Annotated in this window: 10 protein-coding genes; 9 read left to right on the top strand and 1 reads right to left on the bottom strand. The window is 49.3% G+C overall.

Features of this window, described 5'->3' with window-relative positions; all coding sequences use genetic code 11:
• Positions 1-61: 61 nt before the first annotated feature.
• The 9 genes from G544_RS19590 (at position 62) to G544_RS21190 (ending at position 11767) form a co-directional block, all read left to right on the top strand.
• A complete protein-coding gene (locus tag G544_RS19590; RefSeq protein ID WP_051155504.1) occupies positions 62-3022 on the top strand; it encodes a phage tail tape measure protein in 2961 nt (986 codons plus the stop codon).
• Between the two features lie 5 nt (positions 3023-3027).
• Entirely contained in the window at positions 3028-3252 is a 225-nt protein-coding gene (locus G544_RS0100120; RefSeq protein WP_027272712.1) for a hypothetical protein, read from the top strand.
• A gap of 71 nt (positions 3253-3323) precedes the next feature.
• On the top strand, positions 3324-3674 hold the full coding sequence (locus G544_RS0100125; protein WP_027272713.1) for a phage tail protein: 351 nt from the start codon (positions 3324-3326) through the stop codon (positions 3672-3674).
• Positions 3674-4444: a phage minor tail protein L gene (locus tag G544_RS0100130; RefSeq protein WP_027272714.1), complete on the top strand. Its 771-nt coding sequence runs from the start codon at positions 3674-3676 to the stop codon at positions 4442-4444. The genes G544_RS0100125 and G544_RS0100130 overlap by 1 nt, the downstream gene beginning before the upstream one ends.
• A gap of 12 nt (positions 4445-4456) precedes the next feature.
• Complete coding sequence (locus G544_RS0100135) at positions 4457-5188, top strand: C40 family peptidase (protein WP_027272715.1); 732 nt, start codon at positions 4457-4459, stop codon at positions 5186-5188.
• Entirely contained in the window at positions 5176-5775 is a 600-nt protein-coding gene (locus G544_RS0100140) for a tail assembly protein (protein WP_027272716.1), read from the top strand. The genes G544_RS0100135 and G544_RS0100140 overlap by 13 nt, the downstream gene beginning before the upstream one ends.
• Before the next feature lie 146 nt (positions 5776-5921).
• Positions 5922-9158 carry a TipJ family phage tail tip protein gene (locus G544_RS0100145; RefSeq protein WP_027272717.1) on the top strand — a complete coding sequence of 1079 codons (3237 nt, stop codon included), beginning with the start codon at positions 5922-5924 and terminating at the stop codon, positions 9156-9158.
• Positions 9155-10156 carry a DUF6453 family protein gene (locus tag G544_RS0100150; protein WP_027272718.1) on the top strand — a complete coding sequence of 334 codons (1002 nt, stop codon included), beginning with the start codon at positions 9155-9157 and terminating at the stop codon, positions 10154-10156. Before G544_RS0100145 ends, G544_RS0100150 begins: the two co-directional genes overlap by 4 nt.
• Before the next feature lie 12 nt (positions 10157-10168).
• Positions 10169-11767, top strand: a complete 1599-nt coding sequence (locus G544_RS21190) for a phage tail fiber protein (RefSeq protein ID WP_051155505.1) — start codon at positions 10169-10171, stop codon at positions 11765-11767.
• Positions 11768-11897: 130 nt separating this feature from the next.
• On the opposite strand, the gene G544_RS0100160 is transcribed toward G544_RS21190, so the two are convergent.
• Positions 11898-12590 carry a helix-turn-helix domain-containing protein gene (locus G544_RS0100160; RefSeq protein WP_161624096.1) on the bottom strand — a complete coding sequence of 231 codons (693 nt, stop codon included), beginning with the start codon at positions 12588-12590 and terminating at the stop codon, positions 11898-11900.
• Between the last annotated feature and the right edge of the window lie 2 nt (positions 12591-12592).

The raw sequence follows: 12592 nt of genomic DNA on the forward strand, positions 1-12592 counted from the left end.
AGACTTACACCAACTCCCAACAAACCACCTCCGGGTGGTTTTTTTATGCCCGGAGAAACCCATGACAGAAGTTTCAAGTATAGTTCTACGCGCTGATGTTGCTGATATTCAGAGGGCAAGTTCTGAGCTTGATAAATTTCAGCAATCAGCAGAAAAATCAGCTAAAGCAGCGGATTCTTTTGGTGACTCAAATAAAACAGCGTCATCTAAAACAGATGAACTCACGGAATCCGTCAATGAAACTCATCGAAAGATGCGAGAGTTTGCTGAGAGGTTGCGTGCTTCTGAAATTGCCTCAGCTTCGCTAGGAGCAAAGCAGGATAAGTTGGCAGAATCCCTATTTAAGCAAATAGATGCAATAAAAAGTGTTGAGGGTGCAACCGCTAGGTTAAACGCTATTCAGGCAGAAATAGGGCAATCTAGACGTAAAGGGGCATTAGATGAAGGGAATTATGCCACTCTATTAGCCGAGACGCGAACTAAGCTATCTCAAGTAGAGAAGGCTGAAACTGTATTAGGCCAAGTTAGAGTAAACTTTTTAAGTCGCTTAAAAGAACAGGTTGCAGCCCAGCGCTTATCTAAGGATGAGTTACTTCGCTATAAAGCTGCCCAACTTGGGGTTAGTTCATCTGCTGAGATTTATATTAAAAAACTATCAGAATCAAATGGGGCTTTAAATCGGTTAAAAACAAACTCTATTTCTATGCGTCGAGAGCTTGGAATGTTGGCCGCACAGTTGGCTCGCGGAGATATTTCAGGTTTAAGAAGCTCATCAATTACGCTTGCAGGTCGTTCTGGGTTGCTAGAACAATTAACTTCACTTAGAGGTCTGGCTATTGGTGGAGTATTCGCTGGAATTGCGGGAGGGATTTTTGCTGTCTCTAAAGCGTATTTGGAGGGCTCCAAAGAATCTCAGGAATATAACAAGCAGCTAATTTTGACCGGGCATTACGCAGGGCAAACCACTGGACAGCTTCAGGAAATGGCTAGAGTCTTATCTGGCAGTGGAATAACTCAATCAAAAATGGCCGAATCATTGGCTAAGGTAATTGGGTCAGGGGCGTTTTATGGTGGTGATATTGGTGTGGTTGCTGGGGTTGCGGCGCGAATGGAGCGTGCCATAGGGCAATCTATTGATGAGACAGTAAAGCAATTTCAACGTTTGAGTGATGAGCCGGCGAAAGCCGTGCAGGAGCTTGATAAATCCTTACATTTCCTGACCGCTACTCAGTTGGATAATATCCTTGCTCTGGAAAATCAAGGGAGAGCATCAGAAGCCGCCAAGATTGCCATGAATGCTTATGCATCGGAAATGAATAAGCGCACCAGTGAAATAGCGGAAAACCTCGGATGGTTAGAAAAGGCATGGAATTTTGTTGGCGATGCGGCGACATCAGCATGGGATAAAATGCTTGGAATTGGCCGTGAACGAACGACAAAAGACAAGATCGCTGATATTGAAAGAACGCTTATTGACTTCCAATTAAATCCGGCAAAGGAAGGAGTTTATTCTTATGATACTGGGCTAACAGCCGAGGATTTAAGAAATGATTTAAAAAAATTAAAGGAACAGGATTTTTTAGAAAGCATTAGCGCAGCAAGGGAAAAAGCTGAGCGTGACGAAGATGAAAGACAGAAAAGACGAATAGCTCAAAACGATGCGTTACGAAAGACATTTGAAAACGCTGAAGAAAAACACCAGAGAAAAATTAATGAAATAAAAAATAAATATGCTTATGCCGATTCAGTAATTATAGATAAAGCCATTGAAGCTGAAAATAAACGCTATAAAGAAGAGCAGGAGAGAGAAAAACGAAAAGGAGCGTCCAGCGGCTCAAAATCCTACTCTGACGACGCAGCTACAAAACTGCTTCTTGAGTCGCAAAAACGCCTAGCTTCTTTACGAGAACAGTTCAGCGCCACGAACCAGCTTACTGAGCAGGAGAAACGGCTGGCTGAATTTTCTCAACAAATTACTGATCTGAAGGAAAAACGAACGCTTACCGCCGACCAGAAGAGCGTTTTGGCTAGAGCTGATGAAATTCAAAAATCATTGGAGCTTGAAGCTAGTGAATCCCGCCGATTGAAAAATGTGCAGGACATAGCAAAAGGGCATGAAACCGCGCTCAAATTCATTCAGCAGCAAGAAGCCTCCATGGCCGCCATGCAGAATAGCGCCGGACTTAGTAACCGAGAAGCTCAACGCAATCGGGAGCGGGAACAAACACAGATGATGAAGGCCTCGCCAGAAGACAGGGATTTAGCGCTCTCTAAGTTGGAGGAACGCTATAAGTTGGAGGATGAGCTTCGCGGTGATTGGTTAATGGGGGCAAAACACGGATGGAATGAATATCTGGACAGTGCCACTAACACTTATGCAGCGATATCAAGCGTCGCCCAATCCACTCTAAGCGGTATTTCTAACATGATGACCGACTTAGTAACGACAGGGACGGCGAGCTTTAAGCAATTCTCTATTTCTATCCTGAAGATGATAATTAACATCATCAACCAGCTGATGGTGGCGTTTGTTGTTCAAAAGGCAATGGGTTGGATTAATGCCTCATTCAATCCTCAAGGTGGTGGTGAAGGAAGTGCCAGTTTTGTTGGTCCAGTTCAGCAGAAATGGAGTGGCGGTTATACCGGAGACGGCGGGAAATACGAGCCAAAAGGCGTTGTACACGGTGGTGAGTTCGTTTTCACTAAAGAGGCGACGCAGGCAATCGGTGTAGGCAATCTCTACGCCATGATGCGGGGGGCGCAAGGATACGCTGACGGCGGGTTTGTTGGCAAAGCGCCGATGTATGGGTTAAATAGTAATGCCGGGGCGGGCAATACTCCGCAGATTAATGTGGACATATACATTGATAACAAAGGAAACTCGACATCGCAGACCTCAGCATCATCCAATGCCGCCGCTGTTGATAAAGCCCTGGGGGACCGAATTAAGTATGAGGTCAGTGAGGGGATTCGCAGGGCCCTAAAAAATGGTGGTCAGATCTACAATGCTTACCAAAGGTAATTAACATGAAAGATAGCTTTAATTTTAAGACCCGCAGTATTGAAGTTTTTGAAGATGATGGCAAGAAGGTGATTACAGCAGCAGTGGATGTCAGCATTGAGGATCTCAGCACCCACATGACCGTTTACGCAACAATTCCTTATGATGAGAAATTAACCATTTCCCAGGTTGAGGAGCAGTTGGTTGCGAAGGCAAAATCAAAGCTGAAGGCTATTGCTGAGTTCATCTGATCGTTACATTTCGCCCCCTTGATTAGTAAAAGCAGACGGCCCGCTTCGGCGGGTTTTTTTATGGAGCAAATATGGCAGTTGAAACATACAGCTGGCGCTCGCAGCTCGGTGCTGGCGCGATTGAATATAGCCAGGCGGTACGCGCAGCGCAGTTCGGTGATGGCTATGAGCAGGTGGCCGATAACGGTATTAACTCCACGGCTATTCAGATCCCTATGAAGCACACAGGCGCAGAATCGGAAGTGGACAGGATTCGTGATTTTCTCCTTGCTCATACCGTGAAGGCTTTCATCATTACGCCGCCAGGCGAAGAGAAGGGGCTTTATCGCGTCGTAGCCGATTCGGTTCGTAAAACGCAGATCAGCAGCAAATATGCTGAGTTGACGTTCACCATCAAACGGGCTTACGGAGTGTACGCATAATGGCATTAGTCGATCAGGCGGCGATGCTGGCTCCGGGTGGCAGGGTCCGCTTGGTTGAAGTTGACGCCTCAGAGTTCAGTGGCGGGATCCACCGATTCCACTACGCACCTTTCCCCCATACGCCGGAAGAAATTGATGCTGCCAATGGAGATGAAGAAAAGCTTGGACCCAAGCCAATCGTCTTCGGTGGCAATATCTACGATTTTTGGCCGTTTCAGGTTTCAGGCCTGGAGCTATCAACAGACCAGGCGGCGGAGCCCACTCTCGGCGTCTCAAACCTTGACGGCCATATCACTGCGCTGTGCCTGCAATTTAAGGACATGGTTAACGCCAGGGTGAGCATTATCGATACCTATGCGGTCTATCTCGATGCCGTAAATTACCCTGGTGGCGTAAACCCTACAGCTGATTCATCAATGTTCACACTTCAGACCTTCTGGCTTGACACCAAAACCTCCGAAGATGATGAGGTGGTTACCTGGGCACTCAGCAGCCCAGCCGATTTGCAGAGCCTTGTGATCCCCACCCGACAAATCACATCGCTTTGTGAATGGGCGCTGCGCGGTCAGTATCGCAGCGGCGATGGATGCACCTATAACGGCACTGCGTATTTCGACGCTAAAGGGAATCAGGTATCAGATCCTGCCCTTGATGTGTGTGGCGGTTGCCTCAGTGACTGCCGTAAACGATTTGGCGCTGGCCTGGCAGACCCTGACGCGGCAATCCTCGATTTTGGTGGCTTCCCGGCAACCGTTCTCTTCACCCGATAACCGGACGTACCAATGAATAAAACCATAATGGCAGCTATCCGGGCGCATGCGCTGGAGGAGTCCCCGCGCGAGTGCTGTGGCTTCGTTATTCAGTCAGGCCGCCGCCAGCGCTACATTCCCGTGCCGAATTCGCATGAAAATCCGACAGAGCATTTTCGCATCGACGGCGAGCACTGGGCTAACGCCGAAGATATCGGGACGATTATTCGCGTCATCCACTCCCACCCGGGCGACGGTGCCCGGCCTATTCCGTCCGATCTGGACCGCCAGCAGTGCAACAACTCCGGCGTGATCTGGGGTATTTACTCACCTGACAGCGATGAATACGCCGAGATAATGCCGGAGGCGGTGCCGCTTATTGGGCGTCCGTTTATCCTGGGCTCGAATGACTGCTGGGGGCTGATTATGGACTGGCACGCCATTCAGGGCGTCACGCTGAACGATTTTCGTGTCGATTATCCGTGGTGGGAAAGCCAGTACCCGGACAACCTCTATTTCGATAACTGGGGAAAAGAAGGGTTCATTGAATGTGACCCGGCACCAGGTTGCATGGTCATCATGCAGGTTCAATCTGATAAGTGGAACCATGCAGGAATCATCACCGAAGAAGGTGAACTTCTGCACCATTTGTACGGGCATCCGTCCTGCATTACGCCCTATGCTCGCGGATATTTTAAAGATAGGACAATGATATGCGTTCGTCACAAGGATTTAGCTGAGGAGATTAAGCCATGGCGCGGTTAACTACAATTCGTCTTTATGGCGCGTTGGGTGCTCGTTTCGGACGAGTTCACAAGCTGGCGGTTCAGACATCAGCTGAAGCGGTAAAAGCCCTTTGCATCAACTTTGATGGTCTGGAAGATTACCTCCTGAATGCCAAAAAAAACGGCATGACTTTCGCCGTATTCCGTGGAAAACGCAACATTGGTGTCCAGGATTTCAAAGAGCTGGGAGGTGACAGCGATATTCGTATCGCGCCGATTATGGAGGGGGCGAAGAAGGCTGGCTTGTTCCAGACCATTCTGGGTGCCGTGATGGTTGTTGCTGGTGTTATCACTGGAGTTATGACCGGCTGGACGGGCGCAGGTTTGACATTTGGGGCCGGACTTATCATGTCTGGCGCGTCAATGATGGCTGGCGGCATCTACCAGATGTTATCCCCGCAGCCAAAAGGATTACAGGGGCGCGATGACCCTGACAATAAGCCTAGTTATGCGTTTGGAGGATCGGTGAATACCCTTGCTATGGGCAACCCGGTAGCGCTGCTGTACGGAGAGCGTGAAATAGGTGGCGCGATTATCAGCGCGGGTATTGTTGCAGAAGATATTTAACCTTTGCCTGTGGTTATCTTAGTTTTTCCGTTATTGACATCCTCCCCGCCCTGAAGGACGGGGTTTTACGGCTCACCTGATAAATAGTAACACCAAGCAAACCAACCACAAGCCGCCAGAGTGCGGCTTTTTTATGGGCGCAATATATGACAACGATTACTGGTGCAAAAGGCGGCAGCCAGAAACAACATACACCTGTAGAGCAACCTGATTCCGCTCAGTCGATGGCACGCTGTCGCATGCTGCTGGCTCTCGGTGAAGGAGAATTCGCTGGTGGTCTGGACGCTACCCGTATTTTTCTGGATGGCACTCCGCTGGGGAATGCTGACGGGACAATGAACTTCGAGAATGTGTCATGGGATTTTCGCCCGGGAACGCAGATCCAGACGCCGATCCCCGGATTCCCCGCTGTAGAGAATGAAATTACTGTTGGCGTATCCCTGACCAAAGTCACACCATGGACACGGGCAATCAGCAATACACAGATTGATGCTGTACTGGTGCGCATCGGTATTCCCGGTCTCCAGAAACAGGAAAACAATGGTGATATCAACGGTACGACTGTTGCTTATCATATCGATGTTGCCACTGATGGCGGGGCTTACACAACGGTAATGCGTAAAACGGTTGCGGAGAAGCTGAGTTCCCTGTACGAGTTAACGCATCGCATTAATCTTCCGAAAGCAACTACTGGCTGGCAAATCCGCGTTGTCCGCGACACTGACGACAGTACCAGTCAGATGCTTCAGAATAAAACGCAGGTACAAGCCATTACTGAGGTGATTGATGCCAGACTGCGCTATCCGCATACCGCACTACTGTATGTGTCGTTTAACGCTAAATCGTTTAACAACATTCCGAAGATTTCGTGTAAGCCAAAAGGACGGGTAATCCGCATTCCGCAGAACTACGATCCGATAAACCGCACATATTTCGGCACATGGGATGGGACGTTTAAGTGGGCGTGGTCGAATAACCCCGCGTGGATCTGGTTTGATGTGCTGACCGAACCGCGTTTTGGGTTAGGCCGCCGTGTGACACCGGAGATGCTGGATAAGTGGGAACTTTATCGCATTGCCCAGCGCTGTGACCAGAAAGTCCCTGACGGTCTTGGCGGCAGCGGCACCGAACCTCGCTTTCTCTTTGACGTCTATATCCAGTCTCAGGCGGATGCGTGGCAGGTGGTTAAAGACATTGCCGCCGGTTTCAACGGTATGACGTTCTGGGGCAACAACATGTTTAATGTTGTCTCGGATATGCCAGCCGATACTTCGAAGCTGCAAATCCTCACGCGCGCATCCGTCGTCGGAAAACCCGTTTACTCCAGTGGCAGTGAGAAAAACCGCTATTCAAGTGCGTTGGTTAACTTCAGCGATCCGGGTAATCACTATCAGGACAGAACAACAGCGATCATGTTTCCTGAACTGGTGAAGCAGTTTAAGTTTAAACAGACACAACTGACCGCTATCGGATGTACGCGAGAGAGTGAAGCGCAGCGGCGCGGAGGATGGGCGGTATATTCGAACTCACTCGACCGCATGATTACGCTTACGACCGGGCTTGACGGATTCGCGTATGTTCCCGGCACCGTGTTTGCCTTTGCGGATGAGCGTCTGTCTGGTCGCGTTTACGGTGGTCGCGTGGTTAGTTACGATGCGTCCCTTAAGGCCGTCACCACCGATCGGGGAACCAGCGCAGTAGCCGGAGACACCCTGATGATTCGTACGCAGGGCGGAGCCGTCGAAAGTCGCACTATACAGGCGGTTAACGGCACGCAACTGGTGGTGGCAACACCGTTCATGGCGGCCCCGTCACCGGATGCGGTATTCGTTATTGATGCCGGGCAGTTGCGCCTGCAATACTTCCGCGTCACTAACCTGACGTTCAATGATGAAGAGAACACCTTCACGATTACCGGGGCAGAGTACAACGCATCGAAATATGACGCCGTTGATAACAATGCTCGTCTGGATACGCCGCCAATTAGTCTTATCCCTACCGGAATCGTCGGGCAACCAGGGAACATCATCGTGTCCGGTTATGACGCGGTGCAACAGGGGCAGCGCGTGGCAACGCTGGTGGCCACATGGGATGCGCCGATTGATAAAGAAGGTAAGCCGCAGGCGGATGTGGTTGCCTATCGCGTGCAGTGGAAGCGCGGGGATAATGAATGGATAAATCTGCCGGAGACCGGACTTCGAAATATTGAAGTTCCTGGCATATTTGAGGGCGATTACCTTGTCAGGGTGCGTGCAGTCAATTCTGGTGGCACCTCCAGCCTGTGGGCAACCTCAGCGCTGACCCATCTGAAAGGGCGTCAGGGTGACGTTCCGAAACCCGTTGGTCTGCGCACCACGCCGATTAACTGGGGTATACAGATTGACTGGTCATTCCCGGCAGACACGGGTGATACGCTCCAGACTGAAATACAGTACTCCGTAAACGGTAACGGGGATAATCCTCTGCTGCTTTCCGGTGTCCCTTATCCTCAGCACACTTATACGCAACTGGGGCTGAAAGCCGGGCAGGAATTCTGGTATCGCGCCCGACTTGTTGACCGCACCGGAAATCAGAGTGACTGGACCAACTGGGTGCGTGGAATGTCCAATGATAACGCCGACGACTATCTTGGAGATATCGCAGACGACTTCCTTACCTCAGAAGACGGCGAGCGACTTACAGGCGACATCAATACCAACATAGACGCAATCCTTCAGAATGCTCTCGCTAATAATTCTACTGTTGATCACCAATGGAAACAGTATGGAGAAGTTCGCGCTGACATAATGATTGTCAAAACCACCATAGCTGAAGTTGATAAGGCTATGGCGGAGCTTTCAACAACGGTTCAGGCTCAGGTCAAAGATATCACAGCAACACTAGAGGATAAGTTGACGGCTACTGTTGATGCGGACGGTGCAACAGCGATTCACACGCTGAAAGCCGGGGTTCGTATCAATGATGTGTTTTACAGCGCTGGTATGAGCATCGCGGTGCTTGCTGAGGCAGGAAAACCTGTGGTTACCCGCGCCGGCTTCAACGCCAATCAGTTTGTGCTGATGAGCGGAAGCGGGGACACTCAGTATTCACCGTTTGCTGTTATCAATGGGCAAGTGTTTATTAGTGACGCCTTTATTCAAGATGCCTCTATTACCTCAGCCAAAATACAGCATGCCGCCATAGGCAGTGCCCATATCGCCAACTACATTCAATCGGATAATTACGTTCCGGGAAGTATAGGAATAAAGATTGGGTTCAGGGATGGCTATATGGAAATGAACGGCACAACGTACGGGCAGGGAAGCACGACCTATAACAATAACGGCGTTTATGTGAGGGACGCGCTGGGTATTACTCGCGTTGCTCTGGGGAAAATATCATGAGTTACGGTATTTCTATTACACCGGAAGTGACAAACAAGCCGATGGATATTACCTCCGGCAGCCGGGCAATGTCATACCTTGGCCGATATTCAGTACAGGGATTTAATAATAGCAGTAAGTCTAACGCTATCACTGTTAGCGGGCGAACACCGGGGTCTACTTTGTGCGTCGTTCCATTAACGGTGACTTACGTTATTGACAGCGGAACTTATGTCGATGTGGATGTCGTCAATAATATTTGGTTTTCAGGGGATAGCATTTATTTCAGTACCAGTATGGGGTATGGACTCACCCGCGTTGATGTGGCGGTATTCGAGGTACTTGGAGTCTCCAATGCCACAGCGAAATACGGGATATCGCTAGCCAGCGCAACGGACTACATGGAGATTACCAGTAATTCCAAAGTGGGCTGCTGTGTGTGGACGGGGACGGTTACGATTAATCAGTCGTGGTCGGTACCTACAACCGTTCCTGGCTGGGATAATGCCGTGGTTTTTGTTAACTGGGATGATGCCGGTGCGACGCTGACCTATGACGATGCGTCAAAGACTATTCGCTGCTGGAGGCACTCTGGCGGCGTCGCATCGAATATTTACCCGTCCAGCGTCACGGCAAATATAGCTGTATTTTCATCGGGGTTTACGCTTTCTCCCCCTGCTTATGGTCTGGCGATATACAACGCGACGGGGGCTTGCACATTCTCCTCTCGATACGCACCCATGATGTTGTCGGAAATAGTGACGCTACCTGACGTAGCTAACTCGTGGGTCGGTTGTCAATCATCTAAACCGATGGTGCCCATCAGTCAAACTGGGGGTGCTGTATTTAGCGAAAGCGGCTGGCAGATATGGAATCACTGCGGTGTAAAGATGAGCGGAAATGCTGTGTGCGGTGGTGCGGCTAATCGGCTCACTCGCTCGGCGGTCATCAGGCCGGTGAAATCATCTTACATCGCCAGAACGCCTTTACCTGTCATTGACGGCAATCTTTATTTTTAAGCAGAGGAAGTTATGAGCGCAGGAACTATTACATTAACGAACAATTCTGATTTGGTGGTCGGAACGGGGACAGCGTTTACTTCTGACCTGGCGGCGGGAGATATCATTGTCGCGGTGGTCGGTGGTGTGACTTATACGTTACCCGTCAAGAGCATAGAAAGCGACATTTCAGCGACGCTCATCAAGGTCTATGACGGACCAACGCAAGCGGGTAGCGCATGGACGGCCGTTCCGCGTGATACGTTGAGCGCAATCACGGCCCAGCTTGGTGCGGAGGCTGCCAGAGCCTTACGAGGTTTGAATTACGACAAACAGAATTGGCAGCAGGTTTTTAGTGAGGCCAGAGATATTACAGTGACGCTGCCGGATGGCTCTACTTTTGATGGCCCCAGCTGGTTGAAGGTTGTTGAGCTGCTAAGGGAGATTGATTTAGACACTATCACGGCAATTGCACAGTCGGTCAATGCGGATGCTCAACAGGTGTCTACTGACAAGGACGTTGTGGTTGCGGCGAAAGAGTCGGCCAACACGAGTGCAGCTTCTGCGGAAAGCAGTAAAAATGCAGCGGCAGAGTCATCTACAGCGGCCTCAAGTAGTGCTTCTAATGCTGCTGAAAGTGAGACTAATGCGGCCTCTTCAGCAGCCTCAGCGAAAGCTGATGCTGATAGGGCGGCGGCGGCTAATCCCGATAAAGCGTTGCTCAAAGAAAATAATCTATCAGACCTTGCCTCTGTTTCCGGCGCTCTTGAAAACCTCGGTTTAAGCGAAGTGGCTATCAAGGTCAGTGGCTCAGTACCAATAACTCAAGGTGGGACAGGGGCAACAACAGCAAGTGAAGCGTTAGACAATTTGGGTGGTGCGCCGACAAACAACCCAAATTTTACAACGGGGGCTTCAATCGACGGGACTCCTATATTAAAGCAAGGAGATTTTGGTGTCGGTAATACCAATAATCCGTACATAGCTGATATTTTTGATAAGACTCTTGCATCAGGGATATATAAAATGAACGCCACCACAAGCGGTGGGCCAGGCTCATACGGGTTGTGCATTCGAATGAGTGATAGAGACTTTGGACCTGGAGGAAGTACAGGAGCAGAAAATCAGGCTTTTTCTGCACTTATTGTTCGGCCGGATGCAATTCAGTTTCTGTCGTATGCTGATGGTAGTGATATTACTTGGATTACAAATTGGAATACTGTTAATACTACTGTTGACTCAAACGGATTCATTAAAAGAGCATCTCCAATTGTTAAGCTTTTTGGTGATGGAGGTAGTGAGCCAAATAATGAAGCCAAAGGCGTAACGTCTGAGCGAATTTCCGAAGGGGTTTACCGGCTTACCGGCGCAATCATGGGGTTCTGTTCAGATTCAGCATGGCACATTGAAGTTCCGACAGACGAGAACAAACAACCTTTGATATGGGTAGACTACGAAATAGAGCCTACAGGCGACGTTATCGTGAAAACGTATCATCGGACTCACCCCACAGCGCCAGCATTTGCTCGTAATGAGCGCGATGGATATGACGACGGCGAGTCGATTGATATACCAGCAGGTCGGTGGGTTGATTTGAGAGTCCAAGTTTATTCTACCGAGATGGCGTCTTAACTGATGCCGCGCCGCACATCCTGAGCTGTATCGGTAGAAGAAAGCCCTGCGCATAGCAGGGCTGTATTTTATGGCGCATCCGTGCGCCTTGGTGGGGTAGCTATAGAGGAAATGGTTTACGTAACACCTATCAAGTTCTTGATAAAGCGGGCAGCGTGATTTCAACATAAACCGCAGGAATAAGGCTTAGCTTTCCATCTTCAATGTCTTTATTTTCAAATTGTTCTTGAGGGTATCTAGAATCCAAAGGAGTAAGCGTTGTAGTCATAAGCCCTGGGAAGTACCTGCGGAAAATAGCATTTTTAAAGTCATTATCAAGTATTGCTAACACGAAATCTTGATTTTTGGCTTCAATTGCTGGCTCAAATATGACCAATGCCCCTTTAGGGAATCCATATCCGTCTGGAGTTGATGCAGACATCGCCTCATCATTTATATGCATAGCAAAGGCAGTTGAACTTAGTTTGTGTGAGGTATTATGAAATTTGACTAATCCTACGGTATCACCAATCGTGACCAACCAATCAATAATTTGTTCTGATTGAAGGATGGGGACTTTGTATGAAACATCCGCAGGGGATATGCGAGCCTTTATTCTGCTCTCTCCCTCTCCAGTCGTTAGCCATTCAGGCGTGGTTCCAAGGGCTGTTGCCAGTTTAATCAAGATGCCTTTTCTAGGGAATGAGTCAGCCGCTTCATAAGCTGCAATTTGGCGTTGTGATACACCAACAATATCTGCAAGTTCTTGTTGCGTTAGTGAATTTAGCGCTCTAGCTTCTGCGACCCGCTTGAAGAATAGATGTCTTTCTTCATGTTTCTTCATGT

The sequence above is a fragment of the Leminorella grimontii ATCC 33999 = DSM 5078 genome (genome assembly GCF_000439085.1).
Lineage (GTDB): Bacteria > Pseudomonadota > Gammaproteobacteria > Enterobacterales > Enterobacteriaceae > Leminorella > Leminorella grimontii.